22 protein-coding genes and 1 pseudogene are annotated in these 17,938 nt (G+C 43.3%); 18 read left to right on the forward strand and 5 right to left on the reverse strand.

Going from position 1 to position 17,938, the window contains the following annotated elements:
* The first annotated feature begins 212 nt into the window (after nucleotides 1-212).
* Complete coding sequence (locus tag CSHOW_RS04270; protein WP_002948126.1) at nucleotides 213-710, forward strand: YfbM family protein; 498 nt, start codon at nucleotides 213-215, stop codon at nucleotides 708-710.
* A gap of 68 nt (nucleotides 711-778) precedes the next feature.
* On the opposite strand, the gene CSHOW_RS04275 is transcribed toward CSHOW_RS04270, so the two are convergent.
* Nucleotides 779-955, reverse strand: coding sequence for a hypothetical protein (locus CSHOW_RS04275; protein WP_002948124.1), 177 nt, complete (start codon nucleotides 953-955; stop codon nucleotides 779-781).
* Nucleotides 956-1,061: 106 nt separating this feature from the next.
* On the opposite strand from CSHOW_RS04275, the gene CSHOW_RS04280 reads away from it, so the two are divergent.
* The 17 genes and pseudogenes from CSHOW_RS04280 (at nucleotide 1,062) to CSHOW_RS10410 (ending at nucleotide 15,237) form a co-directional block, all read left to right on the forward strand.
* Complete coding sequence (locus tag CSHOW_RS04280) at nucleotides 1,062-1,661, forward strand: LysE family translocator (protein WP_039895178.1); 600 nt, start codon at nucleotides 1,062-1,064, stop codon at nucleotides 1,659-1,661.
* A gap of 91 nt (nucleotides 1,662-1,752) precedes the next feature.
* Entirely contained in the window at nucleotides 1,753-2,427 is a 675-nt protein-coding gene (locus CSHOW_RS04285; protein WP_002948118.1) for a response regulator transcription factor, read from the forward strand.
* A 16-nt stretch (nucleotides 2,428-2,443) separates the two neighbouring features.
* Nucleotides 2,444-3,301: a hypothetical protein gene (locus CSHOW_RS04290; RefSeq protein WP_002948116.1), complete on the forward strand. Its 858-nt coding sequence runs from the start codon at nucleotides 2,444-2,446 to the stop codon at nucleotides 3,299-3,301.
* Nucleotides 3,282-4,343, forward strand: coding sequence for a sensor histidine kinase (locus CSHOW_RS04295; RefSeq protein WP_002948115.1), 1,062 nt, complete (start codon nucleotides 3,282-3,284; stop codon nucleotides 4,341-4,343). The genes CSHOW_RS04290 and CSHOW_RS04295 overlap by 20 nt, the downstream gene beginning before the upstream one ends.
* 661 nt (nucleotides 4,344-5,004) lie before the next feature.
* Nucleotides 5,005-5,487, forward strand: a complete 483-nt coding sequence (locus CSHOW_RS04300) for a 3-isopropylmalate dehydratase small subunit (RefSeq protein ID WP_002948112.1) — start codon at nucleotides 5,005-5,007, stop codon at nucleotides 5,485-5,487.
* Nucleotide 5,488: 1 nt separating this feature from the next.
* Nucleotides 5,489-6,562 carry a 3-isopropylmalate dehydrogenase gene (gene leuB / locus CSHOW_RS04305; protein ID WP_002948110.1) on the forward strand — a complete coding sequence of 358 codons (1,074 nt, stop codon included), beginning with the start codon at nucleotides 5,489-5,491 and terminating at the stop codon, nucleotides 6,560-6,562.
* Between the two features lie 2 nt (nucleotides 6,563-6,564).
* Entirely contained in the window at nucleotides 6,565-6,810 is a 246-nt protein-coding gene (locus CSHOW_RS04310) for a hypothetical protein (RefSeq protein WP_002948106.1), read from the forward strand.
* Nucleotides 6,807-7,325: a CiaD-like domain-containing protein gene (locus CSHOW_RS04315; protein WP_002948099.1), complete on the forward strand. Its 519-nt coding sequence runs from the start codon at nucleotides 6,807-6,809 to the stop codon at nucleotides 7,323-7,325. Before CSHOW_RS04310 ends, CSHOW_RS04315 begins: the two co-directional genes overlap by 4 nt.
* Nucleotides 7,291-8,427 (forward strand): tRNA nucleotidyltransferase/poly(A) polymerase family protein, encoded by a 1,137-nt coding sequence (locus CSHOW_RS04320; protein WP_002948098.1) that lies wholly within the window; start codon nucleotides 7,291-7,293, stop codon nucleotides 8,425-8,427. The genes CSHOW_RS04315 and CSHOW_RS04320 overlap by 35 nt, the downstream gene beginning before the upstream one ends.
* A 61-nt stretch (nucleotides 8,428-8,488) precedes the next feature.
* The gene (locus CSHOW_RS10535) at nucleotides 8,489-8,623 is read left to right on the forward strand and encodes a hypothetical protein (RefSeq protein ID WP_257792044.1); all 135 of its coding nucleotides are present in this window, start codon (nucleotides 8,489-8,491) and stop codon (nucleotides 8,621-8,623) included.
* Nucleotides 8,624-9,103: a tRNA (cytidine(34)-2'-O)-methyltransferase gene (locus CSHOW_RS04325; RefSeq protein WP_002945383.1), complete on the forward strand. Its 480-nt coding sequence runs from the start codon at nucleotides 8,624-8,626 to the stop codon at nucleotides 9,101-9,103.
* Entirely contained in the window at nucleotides 9,100-10,437 is a 1,338-nt protein-coding gene (locus CSHOW_RS04330; protein WP_002948096.1) for an endonuclease/exonuclease/phosphatase family protein, read from the forward strand. Before CSHOW_RS04325 ends, CSHOW_RS04330 begins: the two co-directional genes overlap by 4 nt.
* Nucleotides 10,424-10,552, forward strand: coding sequence for a hypothetical protein (locus CSHOW_RS10540; protein WP_002948095.1), 129 nt, complete (start codon nucleotides 10,424-10,426; stop codon nucleotides 10,550-10,552). The genes CSHOW_RS04330 and CSHOW_RS10540 overlap by 14 nt, the downstream gene beginning before the upstream one ends.
* Nucleotides 10,549-12,582 carry a glycine--tRNA ligase subunit beta gene (gene glyS / locus CSHOW_RS04335; protein ID WP_002948094.1) on the forward strand — a complete coding sequence of 678 codons (2,034 nt, stop codon included), beginning with the start codon at nucleotides 10,549-10,551 and terminating at the stop codon, nucleotides 12,580-12,582. Before CSHOW_RS10540 ends, glyS begins: the two co-directional genes overlap by 4 nt.
* A 67-nt stretch (nucleotides 12,583-12,649) precedes the next feature.
* Nucleotides 12,650-12,973 (forward strand): annotated as a pseudogene (locus CSHOW_RS04340) (hypothetical protein); the annotation flags it as partial.
* A gap of 1,088 nt (nucleotides 12,974-14,061) precedes the next feature.
* The gene (locus CSHOW_RS04345) at nucleotides 14,062-14,925 is read left to right on the forward strand and encodes a site-specific integrase (RefSeq protein ID WP_002948091.1); all 864 of its coding nucleotides are present in this window, start codon (nucleotides 14,062-14,064) and stop codon (nucleotides 14,923-14,925) included.
* A 12-nt stretch (nucleotides 14,926-14,937) separates the two neighbouring features.
* Complete coding sequence (locus CSHOW_RS10410; RefSeq protein ID WP_257792049.1) at nucleotides 14,938-15,237, forward strand: tyrosine-type recombinase/integrase; 300 nt, start codon at nucleotides 14,938-14,940, stop codon at nucleotides 15,235-15,237.
* A 24-nt stretch (nucleotides 15,238-15,261) separates the two neighbouring features.
* Here the strand turns inward: CSHOW_RS10410 and CSHOW_RS04350 are convergent, their stop codons facing one another.
* The 4 genes from CSHOW_RS04350 to CSHOW_RS04365 all read right to left on the reverse strand — a co-directional run bounded on the left by CSHOW_RS04350 (nucleotide 15,262) and on the right by CSHOW_RS04365 (nucleotide 17,931).
* A complete protein-coding gene (locus tag CSHOW_RS04350) occupies nucleotides 15,262-15,561 on the reverse strand; it encodes a HigA family addiction module antitoxin (protein WP_002948089.1) in 300 nt (99 codons plus the stop codon).
* Nucleotides 15,562-15,570: 9 nt separating this feature from the next.
* Nucleotides 15,571-15,855, reverse strand: a complete 285-nt coding sequence (locus CSHOW_RS04355) for a type II toxin-antitoxin system RelE/ParE family toxin (RefSeq protein WP_002948088.1) — start codon at nucleotides 15,853-15,855, stop codon at nucleotides 15,571-15,573.
* A 123-nt stretch (nucleotides 15,856-15,978) separates the two neighbouring features.
* Complete coding sequence (locus CSHOW_RS04360) at nucleotides 15,979-16,581, reverse strand: hypothetical protein (RefSeq protein ID WP_039895160.1); 603 nt, start codon at nucleotides 16,579-16,581, stop codon at nucleotides 15,979-15,981.
* Nucleotides 16,582-16,590: 9 nt separating this feature from the next.
* Entirely contained in the window at nucleotides 16,591-17,931 is a 1,341-nt protein-coding gene (locus CSHOW_RS04365; protein ID WP_002948087.1) for a hypothetical protein, read from the reverse strand.
* Between the last annotated feature and the right edge of the window lie 7 nt (nucleotides 17,932-17,938).

Here is a 17,938-nt window from a genome sequence, read left to right on the forward strand (position 1 = left end):
GTTTTTTATTACGGCGGATTTGCTAAATTTACGATCCGCGGTCTCTTTTATAAATTTACTTTTTTAGTGGCTTTTACTGCGATGAATTTATCTTAAATTTGCGTTTAAATTTACCGTGCTAAACGGCGGAAACCCAGCTAAAAGCGCGATTTACAAGCGTAAATTTTAGCTATCGTTGGATATAATCGATTATTTTAATTTAAGGAGCGAAAATGGGAATGAGCGCGCACTATTATGCCTATACGCAGGGCGATATAGAGGCGATCAAAAACGGCGGCGGTGACGATGTCGAGACGATGGGCGAATACGACCTGGATAAAATGTGGGACGCGATGCACAAAACTCTAACTGGTAAAAACATGTTTGAGGCGATGAGTGCGGGCGAGATTTTCGCGACGCCAAACCCGCTTAGTTGGGCGATATTTGGACGCGGCATGGCGGGCGAGGAGGGGAGTGAAGCTGTATCGTACGTGGACGCAGACGACGTAAAAGCCGTAGCTAAAGCGATGCAGAGTACTGACATTGGCGCGCTTTTGGCAAACGTAAATTTTGCAGACTTCGGCGAGGCTGGCACATACCCTGAGATATGGGAGTACGAGAGCGAATTTGAGGATATCAAAGCCGAGCTAAAAGAGCATTTTAACGGGCTTTTGAGCTTTTATCAAAATGCCGCCGACAATGGGCTTGGCGTACTGATCGTAATAGCTTAGATTTCTAAATTTTACGGCAAAACCCGCTAAACGGTCGGCTAATTTTAGAGCCGTTTTGCGGGATAAATTTAAACCCGCATGTATAAAGTCAAAATTTGCGGGTTTAAATTTGTGCGCTCAAAGATCGGCTTGCTAAATTTACGTTCTACGCCCAAAAAAATGTAAACAAAAGCCGCGGCCAAATCCGCTAAATTTCCCTGCCTGCACATAAAAAGCAAATTTCGCGCCGCGACCCAAAAATGCAAACTACGCCTTAAGCAAATTTTGTCAATTTTCCGCCGTTTGGTCGCCGTTTTTTATCTTAAATTTATAAAATTTGATTTACTATTTCTTCAAAATTTAAGGCGCTTTATGAACCACCTGCTTTTTGCCGTTACGTTTTTCCCCATCAGCCTGATGCCGGGCATCAACATGACCTACGCGATGAGTATCGGCATGAGCCTAGGCTACGTGCGCGCGCTGCCGATGATGTCGGGGCAGCTCGCCTCTCTGGCCTTCGTGGGTATTTGCTGTATGCTGGGAGTGGGCGCCGTTTTGGCGCATTATAGTTTCGCGTTTAAGGTTTTAAACGTCATCGCGGGGCTTTATCTGCTGTATCTGGGCGCTATGCTGTTTTTTAGCAAGGGGCAGCTTAGCATCACGAAGGTCTCGCAGCTTCCGAGTAAAAAGCAGATGTTTTTAAACGGCGCCGTGGTCTGCATCTCAAATCCTAAGGCGTGGATTTTTCTATCGGCTTTGCTGCCGACTTTTTTGGACGCGAACGATCCTTTTAGCCTGTCTCGTATACTTTCTATCACAGTTACGCTCGTTTTTATCGAGTTTTGCTCGCTAAGTATCTATGCTCTTGGCGGCGCGATACTAAAGAAATTTTTACAAACCCACCTGCGACTTTTGGAGATTTTTACCGCCGCCATCATCTGCGCTATCGGCATTTTGATGATGCTTCGCTAAATTTACCCGCCGATTTCTAGTTAAATTTGATAAAATAGGATAAAATTTATCGCCTTGCCCGTTAAATTCGGGGCAAATTTAAGGAAAGCAAATGTTTAAAATTTTAGTCGCCGAGGATGACGAAAATTTAAATAAAATAATCTGCCTAAAGCTAGCTCAGGAGGGCTTTTTGCCGCTTGCGGCTTTTGACGGAGAGCAGGCTATAAAGCTGCTAGAGAGCGAGCGTGCCGACCTTGTGATCACCGATATCATGATGCCGGGGCTTAGCGGATACGAGCTAACCAAACAAATCAAGCTGCTAGACGAGTCGCTGCCGGTGCTCATGATAACGGCAAAAAGCGGCATGGAGGGCATGGAGAAGGGCTTTGTCACGGGGGCGGACGACTATATGAGTAAGCCTTTAAATTTAAAGGAGTTGATTTTACGCATAAACGCGCTTTTGCGCCGAGCCAAGATCGCTAGCGGCAAGCGGCTGAGGTTTAAAAACTCAGAGCTCGACTATATGGCCCTTAGCCTAAAAATCGGCGGCGAGGCCGTAGAGCTCGCGCCAAAGGAGTTTTATCTGCTCTTTTTACTGCTCTCAAACCCGGGCAAAATTTTCACTCGACTAGAAATCATGCAAGAAATCTGGGGCTACGACACGGATAGCGACGAGCGCGCGGTCGATACGCACGTAAAAAAACTACGCCGCAAGCTAGAAGGCTGCACGGACTTTGAGATAGCTACGGTGCGCGGCATCGGCTATAAGGGCGAAATTTACGAGTGAGGGGCGGGGAGATAAAGTGAAAATTTTAAAAGCTATTTTTGCGGCGGCATCGGCGGTTTGCTATCTAAACTCGGCCGTTTTACCCGAAAGCGACTGGAGCAAAAAGGATCTAAAAGGCGAGGTCAAAAGCATGACGGCTACGGAGTACGAATACTCCGTAGATGGCTCCGGCACGCTAGAAAATACGCGCGTGAAGCTAACGGAGTTTAACGAAAACGGCTATATACTGCAAGAAACCGAGCACATAAACGGCGTACCAAACAGCTCGGTTTTGTTTGAATACGGCAAAGACGGGCTAATACGCAAAAAATACCAAGATAGCGCCGTTTATCTCTACGAATACGAATTTGACGGCGAAAATTTAGTCGCAACGGCTAAAGAGCAGCATGTGGGGGATAAATTTTACCCGCGCACGGAGAAAACTACTTACGGCAAGGACGGCAAAATGATCGCTCGGGCTGTGTATTCCGGCGGGACGCTAGTGATAGACGATAGCTACGTCTACGACGAAAAGGGCGTTTTAGCGCGGATAGAAAATAATCTGGAGCCGCGGCACGGTATAGAGATAAATTACGAACACAAGCCAAACGGCGAATATGAAAAAATCACGCAAGCCCCGGGCTCGAAATGGGTTTATTACTACGCCGCAAACGGCGACGAGATGGAGTATACGTCGGTGAATTACTTCGGATCTGAGGCAAAAATCGGGCAAATCTTGCAGTTTAAGGATATAAGCAGGGACGAGCGGGGAAATTTGACACATAAAACCTCGGTCAAATTTAAGCCCGCGGACAAATACTACGAAAACGGCGACATAAAAGAGATCGGTCTATATAAAAAAACGGAAATAAAATATGAATATTACGCAAAATAAGAAAAAATACCTAATCAGTTTAAAAACCTACACGGCGGCGATGTTTATCTTCGTCTTTTGCGTGCTTTGCGTCGCGGCGTCGGCGGCGATCCTGGCTTACGAGCGGATATTTGAGATGAAGCTTGGGATGTTTTGGGGCATTATCAGCTTTTGCGCTATCGTGATGGGCGCGGGCGGAGCGATATTTTACGCGGTATCGGCTTATTTTTTGAGATATGTCGAGAGCTTTAGACTGGCAGCCGGCAAGATCGCTAGAGGCGACTTTGCCGTTAGGGTCGCGCGCAAAAACTGCAAGCGCGGCGCAGATAGCGAATATCTGCACGAGCTAGACGAGCTGGCGGCAAATATAAATTTGACCGCGGCGGCGCTGGAAAAAATGGACTACATGCAAAAGGACTTCATTTCAAGCGTCTCGCACGAGCTAAAAACGCCACTAAGCGTCATCAGCGGCTACTGTGAGATCGCGCAGGACGAGACGGACGAGACGCGCAGAAACGAGTATCTGGGGCTCATAAAAGAGCAGGCAAACTCGCTAAGTAGGCTGTGCGAGGACATGCTGCTGCTCTCGCGGCTAGATAGCCAAGCGGGCGTAAATTTAGACGAAAACGTGCGAGTAGACGAGCAGCTACGAAAGGCCGCGGCGATGCTGATGCAAAAGTACGACGGGCGGGAGTTTGATCTGGATCTACCCGCCGTAAGCGTACGCAGCAACGCCTCGATGCTAGCGCAAATTTGGATAAATTTGATGGATAACGCGCTAAAGTACTCGGCCGCGGACGTCGGCGTGAGCTGCTGCGAAGAGGGCGACGGGCTTGTCGTGCGCATTAGCGACGAGGGGGCTGGCATAGAGGCAAAAAAGCTAGAAAAAATCTACGATAAATTTTATCAATGCGAGGAGTCGCACAAGGGCAAAGGTAGCGGCCTGGGGCTATCTATCGTGCGGCGTATCGTTCATCTTTTAGGCGGCGAGATAAGCTACGAAAGCGAGCCTGGACGCGGTACGAGCGTAAGCGTAATGATCCCAAACGCGCGTAAAATTTGAGGCAAAGCGCGGTTAAATTTGAGAAAATTTGCGCTTTTGCGGCGGGCTAATTTGACTCTCAGGCTCGGCTGATTGCGCGACAAATTTCATTTGCGGGCGCGAAATTTGACGAAATTTTAAATTTGATGCGAGCGACGCAACCTAGTTTGCTGTAAATTTGACGAAATAAGCGTAAATTTAACGCGAAATTTTAAAAAGTCATACAAAGGACACATTGAGGACACAAAAGGTCATTATAATTCTCCAAAAATAAAGGAGAAAAATATGAAAGATTCTGCAGTAACTCACGTAACTATGGCTATCGGAGCCGTGCTTTGGGGCTGTCTAACCGCAGCGGTGGTTTTATTTTAACGATTAACGTAACAAAACGTAAAAACAAAAATCTACGGACGAGTATCTCAGCAATGGCTCGTCCATTTTTTGATCAAATTTAACCGCAATCCCGCCGCTCTGAAACTCACCTTTTCTAACCGCTCAAATTTGCGCAGCTTGTTGAATTTCCCGCTTCGGCGAGCTTGTTTTTATATAAAATTTAACTCGAGAGCCGAACTGTTTAAATTTAACCTCAAATTTACACGCACCGACCGCTAGCTATCGCGCTTTGATTGTTTATTTAGTTTCTTTTAGATAAAATCGCCCAAATTTAATCTTAAGGCGAATCATGAAACAAGCAAAAGTCTGGAAATTCGGCGACAATATCGACACCGACATCATCATAGCCGCGCGCTATCTAAATACCTCCGACGAGAAAATCTTGGCCACTCATATCATGGAGGACGCCGATCCCGAGTTTAGCAAAAAAATCTCCGCGGGCGACGTCATCGTAGCGGGCGAAAATTTCGGCTGCGGCAGCTCGCGCGAGCACGCTCCTTTGGCGCTTAAGGCTGCAGGCATAGGAGCCGTGATAGCCAAGAGCTTTGCTAGGATTTTTTATAGAAATAGCTTTAACACTGGGCTTTTGATACTGGAAATCAAAGAAACGGGCGAGATAAACGCCGGCGACGAGCTAAAAATCGACGTAGATAACGGCGCGGTCGTAAATTTAACGAGCGGCAAAGAGTATAAATTTAGCCCGATACCGCCGTTTATGCAAGAGCTTTTAAAAAGCGGCGGCCTCATAGAATACGCAAAAACAAGGATATAAAATGGCTAAAATTTATAACATAGCGGTGATAAAGGGCGACGGCATCGGCCCTGAGATAGTGGATGAGGCGATAAAGGCGCTGGATGCGGCTAGCGCGGAGTTTGGTTTTGAGCTTAGCTATAACTTTTATCTGATGGGCGGCGCCGCGATCGACGTGTTCGGCGAGCCTTTGCCTAGCGAGACGTTAAGCGGCGCGCTAAACTCGGACGCGGTGCTTTTTGGCGCCATAGGCGGGCCTAAATGGGACGGCTTGCCGCGTCATCTACGCCCTGAAAGCGGGCTTTTGAAGCTGCGAAAAGGGCTTGGCGCGTATGCAAATTTGCGCCCTGCGATGATATTTGACGAGCTGGTGGACGCTAGCACGCTAAAGCCATCTGTCCTTCAGGGCGTCGATTTTATCGTGGTTCGCGAGCTAACGGGCGGGATATATTTCGGTCAGCCACGCGAGAAAAAAGAAAACAGCGCCTACAACACGATGACCTACACGAGCGAGGAGATCGAGCGCATCGCAAAGGTCGGATTTGAAACCGCGATGAAGCGCAAAAAACGCGTCTGCATGGTCGATAAGGCAAACGTGCTAGAGACTAGTCAGCTCTGGCGCGAGGTCACGAGTGAGGTCGCAAAGAGCTATCCGGAGGTAAATTTGGAGTTTATGTACGTCGATAACGCGGCAATGCAGCTGGTGCGCGCACCTAGTAAATTTGACGTGATTTTGACGGAAAATCTCTTTGGCGATATCCTAAGCGACGAGGCTAGCATGGTGTGCGGCTCGATAGGGCTCCTGCCAAGCGCCAGCATCGGGGGCAAGGTGGGCATCTACGAGCCTATCCACGGCAGTGCGCCTGATATCGCGGGGCAGGGCATCGCAAACCCGGTCGCTACGATACTAAGCGCGGCGATGATGCTTAGGTATTCATTTGGCGAAAACGCGGCCGCGCAAGCGATCGAAAACGCCGTAAAAGCCGCACTCGCGCAAGGATACAGGACGAAGGATATAGCGCAATTTGACGCTAAAGAAATTTGCACTACGAGCGAAATGGGCAGTATCGTAGCCTCACTCGTAAAAAAAGCATAAAGATGAAAGATACGATTACCGAGGCCCTAATCTACGAGGCTCAAGGACTAAAAGACGACGCGCTGATAGTTTATAGAAATATTCTAAAGCGCGAGCCTGCAAACGCCGCCGCGATCGCCGCGATAAGGCGCCTAAGCGGCCTTAGTAGAAAAAAAACGGGCGTAAACGAGCAGATGAAAGATTTTTTTATTAAAATGAAAACCGACGAAGAAATAACCGAATTTAAAAGGTGGCTGATAAAACTATGAAACTAGAAGAAATAGCGAAAATGGCGATAGACGAGGTGGCGATGGAGCTAGAGCGAATGGACGCCGCGCGCGAAAAACAGGACGTATCGCAAGAGGCTTGCGAAACTAAAGACGGGATAAATTTAACAAATACGCCCGTATCAAGCGGCGATGTAAATTTAACCAACGCCGCTGGTCTTGCAAATTTAGTTAGCGAGATAAGCGTGGACGAGGCTAGCGAGTTTGAAGCTGTTTTAGAAAACGCGGCAAACTCGCAAAACGTCGCGCCCGAATTTGACGGCGTAGAGGAGATCGCCCTGACCGCTACGCCTCAAAAAGCCTTTGAAGTCGAGGTTGCAAATTTCACGGGTGAGGAGATATTTCTAAAAAACTTAAAAGAGCGCGTTTTGGTGCTTTTTGAAGGGCTAAACGCGACTAGTGAGGAAAATCTGAAAGACAGGCTCTCGCTCACGCTTAAATTTTTAGAATTCGTACTGGCAAATGTCGAAAATCGGCTCGAAAATCTGCAAAAATAAAAATCTAAAATGGCTGCGAGATTTTCTAGCACCCTACACTAAGCGCGCGTATATCGTGGGCGGCTGCGTTCGCGACGCGATGCTTGGTAAAAAAATCTCTGACTTTGACGTTGAAATTTACGGTATCGAGCCTGCTAAATTTGACGCGCTGATGGCACAAATCGGCGCTTGCGGCGTGGGCAAAAACTACTTCGTTTATAAATTTAAAAATTTCGACCTTTCTTTGCCGCGAACCGAAAATAAAACCGGCGAGGGACACAAGGCCTTTGAGGTGGCCTACTCAGATGACGAGCGTGCGGCGTCTTTGCGCCGAGACTTTACCGTAAATGCGATGATGATAAATATCTTTGACGGCTCGTTTTTAGACTTTTACGGCGGAGAGAGAGACCTAAAGCGCGGTATCTTGCGCCATATCGACGATGAAAAATTCGCCGAAGATAGCCTGCGCATACTGCGAGCAGTGCAGTTTAGCGCGCGGCTAAATTTTCGTATCGCGCGGGAGAGTTTGGGGCTGATGAAACGCCTAAGTATCAGCGATCTTAGCCGAGAGCGCATAAACGGCGAGCTAATGAAGCTTTTTGGCGCCAAATTTCAAGAGGTTGGCTTTTTGTATCTTTATAAACTAGGTCTTCTTGGTAAAATTTTCGGGCTAAATTTGAGCCGAGCCGAGGCGGAAAAATTTGCCGCAAAACTAAAAAGCGCGGTCAAATTTCTACCCAAACAAAACGGCAAAAAAGACGAGCGCGAGTTTTTATATCTTTTAAACGGCTTTTTTGGCATTAAAAATTTTTACGACTTAGGGCTTCCTAAAAGCTTTGAAGCTTGCGTTAAAGAACCGTTTTTTGCGTGTCGTCCGAGCGATAAAGATTTGCTAAAAATCGCCCTTGATAAACTGCTAAAAAGCTGGCTCGGGCTAAACTCGCCAAGCCTCATAAAAAGAGCTAAAAATTTAGGCGTTTATGAGGCTAAATTTGAACCCACTATTGACACGGCTGAGATTTTAAAACTGGGCTTTAAAGGAGCTGCAATAGGCGCTGAGATAAGGCGTAGGCAGGATATAGCGATAGATAAATTTTTAAACGAAAAGTCAAGCTGTGCCTAAAAATTAACCTAGTTAAAAGCGCAAATTGGCTAAAATCAAGCCCTATTTTAAAGAGGCGAAAGTGGAAAAAACTTCAAATATAAATTTTCAAAATAAAGATATTCTTTTTAATATAAGTTTTGCAAAAAGCCTAAATTTGAACAGCTCTGCAAATGCTTGCGCAGCTGTTAAAACGCAGGCTAAGGCGGCTTTTTAAATGTTTAATATCGTCCTTGTTCATCCTCAAATCCCCCAAAATACGGGCTCGATCGGCCGCATGTGCGTAAATGCAAACCTTAAGCTGCATATAATCAAACCGACCGTTTTTGATATCAGCGAAAAGGCCGTTAGGCGCGCGGGGCTTGATTATTGGGCGCGGCTAAATCCCGTGATTTGGGAGAGTTTGGATGAGTTTTTGCACGCAAACGCCCAGTTCGAGGATAGATTTTTTTACGCGACGACGAAGGCGCATAAATTTTACTTTGAAGCGGAGTTTAAAAAGGGCGACTTTTTGTTTTTCGGCGGCGAAAGTACGGGCCTGCCTATGGAGCTGATGGAGCGAAATTTCGCAAATGCGATCAAAATCCCGATGGGCGAGCATGGTAGAAGCTTAAATTTAGCCACGAGCGCGGGCATCATCGCGTATGAGGCTATCAGGCAAAATTTCGCCCAGTCAGGACTTGGAAGCGCGCTATGAAATTTACGGTAAATAGGCTCTTTGCGCTCTTTTTTGCGGCTCTATTTTTCGCCGTTTTTGCGGCGGGCGCCGAGTTAAAGATCGCTACTTTTAACGCGCAAAATTTATTTGACGCCAAAAACGACGGCAGCGAGTATAATGATTTTGTCGTCGGCAAATCGGAGTGGAACGAGAAAAAAGCGAGCGCCAAATTTAAAGCCGTAAGCGCAAAGATAAAAGAGCTAAACGCCGATATCATCGCGCTTCAAGAGATCGAAAACGAAATGATTTTAAAAGAGCTGATGAAGGATGCGGGTTATAAATATTTTGCCTTTTCAAAGGATAAAAACGGCCCCGTAGGCCTAGCCGTGCTGTCTCGCATAAAGCCTGAAAAAACGCAGATCTTTAGCGTACCAAACGTTAAAACAAGAGACATTTTAAAGCTTGATTTTGAAGTGGATGGGCAAAAATTTAGCCTTTTAAATTTGCATTTTCCCGCTAGAAAAAACCCTCTAAAGCAGCGAAAAACCGCCTTTATCACGCTAAAATCGACTCTTATAGATGCCGAAAAGGTTGTAGTTTTAGGCGATTTTAATACGCCTTACGGAGATAAAGAGCTGCTTGGCGATCTTGCGACTAGTAAAAATTTAGCCAATCTTTGGGTGTTTTTGCCAAAGCACGAGCGCTACTCGCACACGAGCCTAAACGCGCTCGATCACGTCCTGCTCTCAAAAGACGCGCTTAGCCAAAATTACGTTTTAAACAGCTTTAAGATTGAGCGAGACGGAGCGCAAATTTCGGATCATTTCGCGCTGGTTTTTAGGCTAAATTTTGATAAAAACGCTAAAAATACGCTGCAACATATAGCCGAGGCGCGGGTCGGCGAGCTATCAAAAAAGCCAAATTTACCCGTTTTGCTAAAACGCGCTACGGTCGTTCAAAAAGATAAAAAGGGTTTTACGCTGGCGCAAGATAAGCGCGGCATTTACGTTTATGAGCCAAAAAACGACGCAAAGCCCGGCCAGATCATCGACGTAGTGGTAAACCGCCTAGACGAGTTTAAGGGAAATCTTGAGATCAGCTCGCATTATGCGGTAAAAATTTATGACGAAACGCAAGATCCGCGTGAGCAAATGCTGGAAGCTAAAAGCCTAAAACAAGCGCGCCCGGGCGACGTGTTTAGCCGTATCGGTGGCGAAGTGCGAAACGGCAGACTCTACACGCCTTACGGAGATATCAAAATTTACGGCGCTAAGGGCAAACCGCGCAACGAAAAAGAGGCGATTTTCGCCTCCGTTCGCGTCGTGAGTCACAAAAACGAACCCCAAATTTGGATAGAAAATGAAGATAATTGACGCGGTGATGCTGGGTGCATTCGTGCTTTTTATGATATTTTTGATGCGCGGATTCGTCACGCAGACGCTTGAGAGAAGCAAAAGAAGACAAAATTTAAAAAAGGATAAAAAATGAGCGAAACAAAAGAACTGATCGTGGAAATCGGCGTCGAGGAGCTGCCGGCGATCCCGTTTTTAAAAGAGTGCGGCAACGTCGCGGCGAAATGGCGCGAGACGCTAGCGCAAAACGGCCTGGATAGTGAGTGCGAGTTTTACTACACGCCGCGCAGGATCGCGTTTTACCACCCGAAATTTGCGGTACGTCAGGAGGACGGATATAGCGAGTTTATCGGTGCGCCAAGGCAAGTCGCGCAAAAAGACGGCGCATGGACGCCGGCCGCGCTAAGCTTTGCTAAAAAATGCGGTATCGCAGAGTCCGAGCTAAAATTTGAAACCGTCGGCGGCAAAGAGGTGCTCTACTACAAAAAGCCCGTCGCGGGTAAGCCAAGCGCGGAGCTTCTGGGAGATATGATAGAGAAGTTTTTGCTCGGCTTAAATTTTGGCAAATCTATGCGCTGGGGCGAGGGTAAATTTGAGTTTATCCGCCCGGTACGCTCGTTTTTGTGCTTGCTTGGAGACGAGGTCGTTAAATTTAACAAATTTGACGTGGAAAGCGGCGACAGTATTTTCATGCACAGAAGCGTAAGCTACGATAAATTTACCGTCAAAAATGCGAAAGATTATTTCGCTGCGATGCCTAAAATCGGCGTAATCCTCGATCAAAATGCGCGCCGAGAGAAAATTTTGAGCGAATTTAAACAAATCGAAGCCAAAAACGGCGTAACGGTCGAGGCGGACGAGGCGCTGCTAGACGAAGTCGTAGCGATCACCGAGTATCCGACCGCGCTGCTAGGCGGCTTTGAGCGGGAGTTTTTGGAGGTACCTAGCGAGGTTATCATCACCTCGATGAAGGAAAATCAGAGGTATTTCCCGGTTTTTGAGGGCGGCAAGCTCGCTAACCGCTTCGTAGTAGTTAGCAACGCCATCTCGCCCGAGCCCGCGCTCATCGTGAAAGGCAACGAAAAGGTACTGCGCGCGAGACTTAGCGACGCGATGTTTTTCTGGCGTAGCGACCTGGCGCATGAGTTTGGCCCAGAAAAGCTAAAAAATATCACCTATCTAAAAGAGCTTGGCAGCACATACGACAAAAGCGTACGCGAGCTAGGCGTTGCAAAACGGCTGGCTAAAATCTGCGCCGATCGTCTAAAAGCGTGCGCGGGAGAGGGCTACGAGGCGCTGCTGGAGCGCGCCGTGATGCTGAGCAAGGCCGATCTAACCACGCAGATGGTGTATGAATTTACCGAGCTTCAAGGCGTGATGGGTGGCTACTACGCGGCGGCTAAGGGCGAAAACGAAAACGTCGTAACCGCGATCAAGGAGCAGTACTTGCCGAGCGGTGAGGCTAGCGCGCTACCTAGCACTATATTTAGCTCCGTCGTCGCGCTCGCGATCAAGCTCGAGACGTTAATCGGGCTCTTTAGCGCGGGTAAGATCCCAAGCGGCAACAAGGACCCGTATGCGCTGCGCCGCGCGGCTAACGGCGTTATAAAGATAATCCAAAACGAAAATCTAAACCTTGATATCGCGGCGTTTTTGCGCGAGACGGCGGAGGGCTACGCCAAATTTGACGTCGAGGCGCTGATAGGATTTATATTTGATAGGCTTTATACATTTTTTGACGTGAACCCGTCCGTCGTAAAGGCTTGCCTGGCTAGCAAAAAGGGCGACGTACTCGCGCAGTGCGAGGCGATCGACGCTCTAGGCGCTATCTGCGCGGCAGATGACTTTAGGCAAAATTTCAGCACCTTTAAGCGCCTGGCAAATATCATAAAGGATGAAAATTTCGGCTCGGTTGATGAAGCGAAATTTGAAAATGAGAGCGAGAAAAAGCTAAATGATGCGTTTAAGGCCGCGGTAAAAGCCGGCGGCTCATATAGCGAACGCCTAAAAAATCTTTTCGGTCTAAAAGTCGCGATAGACGAGTTTTTCGACAACGTAATGATAAACGCCGAGGACGAGCTCGTGCGTAAAAACCGCCTTGCGCTCGTTGGGCAAATTTACACGGAATTTCTTAAGATCGCCGATATAAAAGAGATAAGCTTATAAACGCTAGAAGCGGTGATGCCGCTTCTAAATTTGGCTTGGGGTATAACGTTTAGGTATGATTTGCGCAGGCGTAGCATTTGCTATGTTTGGCAATCCTGAAAAGATCAACCTCGACCTAACCCAAGGCGCCGTGCTGTTGTGGCTTGGCATAGGAGCTAGCGGTCTAGGATACTTTTTGTGGAACAAAGGCGCATGCGAGGTAGATAGCGGCACTCTAGCCATCATGAATAACACTCTCATACCTGCAGCCATCATCGTAAATTTAGTATTTTGGCATAAAGACGCGGACATACTAAGACTATGCCTTGGCGGTGCGGTAATTTATATCTCGCTACTCATTCACAATAAAATCATCGCACACTACGAGCGAGTAAGCATAGCGGCAAAATAACCTAAATTTGAAGCCAAATTAGGCTAAATTTAAAACTAGCGCGACGTTTAGGCTTGCTGTCGTAGCGGTTGCTTAGTGGTTTGATTTGCAACCGTAAATCCATATTCTTTAATTTAAAAAATAGAATTTAACGAGTTTGGAGATTATTATGAAATGGCTTGAGGCTTGCAAAAGAGTTTTAAGGCTCTAAAAAACTCTAGCCTCAAATTTTCCCTCTTTTCTGAAATATTTAAAATACACGTAAATACAAAATGGCGGGATAGAAATATACCAAAAAGCGCAAATAGCAAGAAAAAGAAGCCCGAAAAACATAAAAGCAAAATAAAATACGACGCCGATAAATAGATCGTTCATTCTAGCGTCTCCGTTGTATAAATTTGCATCTCAATTTTAATAATATAAAGATAAAAAAGGCTGAAAAATGATTAAAAACTGCACTATACGCGTAGGCCGACGCGCCGACGTGTGCTTTAGATGGGTCGAGGGGACGAAATCCCTCGTCGCAAGGGCGGGCTTCACTCGTCCGCGAAGTTAAAAGGAGCGTAGCGGGATGACAAAATCAGCAGGGCGTTTTTCGCGTAGCGAAAAGATTTCTAAAGGAGCGTAGCGGGATGGCAGAAAATGCAACTATAACCTTTGGAATAAACCTAAAGTTATGTAAACAATTTTGACGGTAATAGAACATACCTAAAATGGTTTTACGGTAGTTAAAACAAAATAGCATATGTGTTATGCTTTACTAAAAGCACAAAAATTACACTTTACCAGCTGGTAGTTGGTTTGGAATATTCTATTTTACTTTTTAAACATTATATATGTCGAGAATAGTGTATTTTTGGATATTTGTAAGTTTATATGGTGCCCGAGGTCGGACTCGAACCGACACAAGGTTGCCCTTACCAGATTTTGAGTCTGGGTATTTACTAAACTATAGATTATTATAACTTTCTATAAATACCCTATTTTACGCTATTTTAGTATATTTATAATTTCCTTATAAGCGACAATTTTATACAATTTGCTATAAAAATGTGTACCCTAATGTGTACCCTAACAAAAATTTGAGCATATAGATATAGGATTTTGCTGTGGCAGATAAGTTGATTAAAGTCAATCTTGATAATGCGGATTGTAAAAACATATATTTTGTAAATAATGACGATTTGTTCGCTGGAAAAGAGATCGTAAAAGCTCCAACTTACATTAGTAGAGACTATAAACTGATATTAAGAATTACTATTATAAATATTAGCGGCATGAGAACTCAAACCAAGAAAACATATTCCTTTAATAAAAAAATCACTTTCTTGCAAGCAATTAAGGAGGTGGCGTCAAAAAGAGAAGGGCTTTTGAGCAAGCTCAAAGAGGGTAAGCATAAAGAGATAAAAATAAAAATACCGACATTAAGTCAGGCGTGGGACAGATATATGGATATGAAGAAAAATCAACTATCCTCAAATACGCTTGCTTCCTATAATCTATTTACAAATAAATGGATACTGTCTGATTCTAAGCTAGCCAAAACGCCTATAACCCACATTACCACCGAAATGCTGCAAAGCATAGTAAATAAAATGCTAGATTTAGGTATGAGCCCTAGAACCTCAAAATCTGTTAAAGAAGCTCTTAGGTCTATGTTTAACCTGTATGTTTTGGAGGGCATGGTTAAAACTAACCCAGCTAGCTTGATTCAAATACCTAAATTTGACAACCAGGTAAATATTGAGCTAGATGACGAAAAAATAAGGGAACTATACGATGCGCTATATGGTTATCCGGTAGAACCGTTTAGAAGTATATTTGTGTGGCTTTCGCATGGCAGAAGACTAAATGAGGTTTTGAGTTTAGAATGGAGAGACATAAATATACCAAATGGCATATATAATATTAGATACGAAAATAATAAAGTTAGAAAGCCTATGACCTATAAATTAAGCAATGAGCTTTTATAAACCCTTAAAAATATAGATAGGCAAGAAAGTGGCTATATATTTCACGCCATAACAGATAAGAGTAAAAAAATAGATAAAAATACGATCAGACCTCATTGGGAAAAGATATTAGCAAAGCTTGGGATAAAAATTAGAATTCACGATTTAAGGCACTTGATAGGCGGAGTTTTGGTTTCGGAGGGTAAAACGTTAGAGCAGATAGCTTCTATACTAGGCCATACTTCTACAAATGTTACAAAAAGATATTCAAAGGCCAGAAGAGAAGTGGCTGCCGAAAGCCTAGATGATTTTTTTAAAAGAGTAAAAAAATAAAATCTATTGCCACTGATAAAATATTTACGCGCTAATAACGCTTATCGGTTTTATGGCTTCCAGCTCGGCTTTTTGCCTATTTTTGCTTTCTCTTAGCTCTATATCGCTTTGTAAATTAATAAAAAATCCGTCGGACATCGAGAAGTATCTTGAGAGCCTCAAGGCCGTATCTATAGATACTCTGCGTCTTCCATGTAAAATATCTTGTATGCGAGAAACCGGCAAATCTATATCTTTGGCTAGTCTATATGCCGATAGGCCGTAAGGTTCCATAAATTCGCTAGCTAAAATTTCTCCTATCGTAGGAAGAGGTATTCTATCCATAACTACTCCTTAATGATAATCCACTATTTGCACGTCGCAAAAATCGTTTTTGTTTTCTAGCTTAAAACAAATGCGCCATTTGTCGTTTATTCTTATACTATACTCGTCTTTTCTATCGCCTATTAGTTTTTCTAGGCGATTGGACGGCGGAGAGCGCAAATCGTTTAAATTATCCGCATTGTTTATCATCAAGAGTTTGCGCAAAGCCTTTTGCTGCACATCGGGCGGAAACTTTTTTGAAAAAGTCTCATTGTATATAAGCTCGGTCTCTTTGTCTGCAAAACTCTTTATCATAATTGTAGAAATTATACACGAAATTCAGGTATAAGTCAATTTAATTAAAAAATTTGACCAAAATAGTTTTTTTACTAGACACCTTTGTTTGCAAAGGTGTCTAGTGGGCATAATAAGATACTTTTAAAATTGATCATACATAGGTGATCTCTTGGATGAACTTTGAGCCTTTTCTATTCCGCCACCAGATGAATTATTGTTAGTCTTACTAGATATGTTATTCGAGTTAATAGCTTCGGCATCGCCCGCCATTGATTGTTGCATGGCTCTTGTTGCTGACTCTGCTACTTTTAAAGTTTTGCTATTAAAGCCCACAGTTACACTGCATTCTTTTGTTTCAACTGAAGCTATTTTTTCTATTACCACAACGCCGCGCAGTGCCGCTTCGGCGTTATTTTGTATTTGAGTGGCCTCTTTTATAACTACATCTCTATTGATGGTTTCTGATTCGTTGCCATTACCAATCTGTGCTTTTTCTGTTTGTTGAGATAAGTCATCAAGAACTTCTTTTGAGGTAATTTGTTCTTTGAAAAATTTAGCTATATCAGCCTTGGCTTTTAGTTCAGCTCTTTTTAGGCAAGATTGCTTATCTCTTGCATCTCCTATTTTCATTACGTCTTCACCAGTGGCTCGTAGTTTAATATTCCCACTTTCATCAATACCAACTGAGTCTACACCAGCATTTGCCATTGCGACAATGGCACAAATTGATAAAAATCTTTTCATAATTGCTCCTTAATTATTGCATTCATTATTTTCTGTATAAAGAAAATTAAATTCAATCTTATTTATATTTGCTATGTCTTGTTTATCTAACTGTATTACTATGTAAAATATCTGTTCTTTGGTATTGAAATTTAAAAATTCATAATCAATTAAACCGTTTTTTAGTTTAAATTTTTGTTTTGGATTAACGATATTTGATAAATTCACAATACTATTTCCTATATAATCAAAATCTTTGTAATAATATTCTATGTTATCATTTTTATCATTTTCTGTAATTTTTTTTATTTTTTTGAGTTCAAAGAAGTAAAACAGCTCCTTGGATATGAACTGCCTCTCTGGATTTTCAAAATAATGACTATAATATGAATATGCATTATCATAAGAATGAAATGGAATTTTAGTGGTAACACATTTCTTATTCCATAATTCATTATTTTTGTCAATTAGTCTAAAAGAAAAACCATAAATACCAATATTGTCTAAAACATTATTAAATATTTCTTTGCGAATATAATCATCTGAAATAAAATATGAACGATTATCTACTATAAAATTTGTTTGTTTTTGATTATTTGCATTATTGCTTGACTTTTCAGAAAACTGACTTATTATTTTTTCTGCTTTTTTTACATAATCATTATTTAATTTAATTTTTACTTTAACCATATACAACTCGTCAATGATTTTAGCTTCTTTATATAACGACAAATCTTTAAAATTGCGACCTTTTTCACTTCTGGCTTTTATTAAATCACTTCTATTTAATGGCTGCATATCTAAAATTTCAAGATTATATGCGTACCCATTTTGAAATGGTTCAACTATCTCATTTTTGATTAGTTTTTCAGCATTATCTTTTTTCTCGGCTTTATCTTCAGCATAATTTTTTAAAATACCAGAACTTAAATCTAATACATTTATATTTAGCTTACTTAATGTTCCTAAAACTTTATTCTTTTCTAGCATCACATCGGCTTTTACCTTATAAACTCCGTTCTCATTTGCCTCATGTGTCTGCTTGTAGTCCAGTATATAGGCATTAGAATAATTTGTGATTTCTTGCCTGAGCTCATCATTATTCAACTCTTCTTTTGAAACCAATAATTCACCTACTCCGAATCTCATAGCATTTTGTATAGCATCTTTTTTTGCTATCTCTAGACTTTCACCTATGCCACTAATATCTTTTACATAAATTATATTTTTATCTTCTTTAAGGTTGAAATCTTGTGCAGTACTTTGCTCGGAACCATTTTTAAAAACAAATGCTCCAATATTCTGCGCAGGATCATTGGCACTTAAGGCAGAGATTAAGCACCCAGCCAATAAAACGTTTTTAATTTGCATTTTTTGG

The organism is Campylobacter showae, from assembly GCF_004803815.1.
In the GTDB taxonomy this organism is placed as follows: domain Bacteria; phylum Campylobacterota; class Campylobacteria; order Campylobacterales; family Campylobacteraceae; genus Campylobacter_A; species Campylobacter_A showae.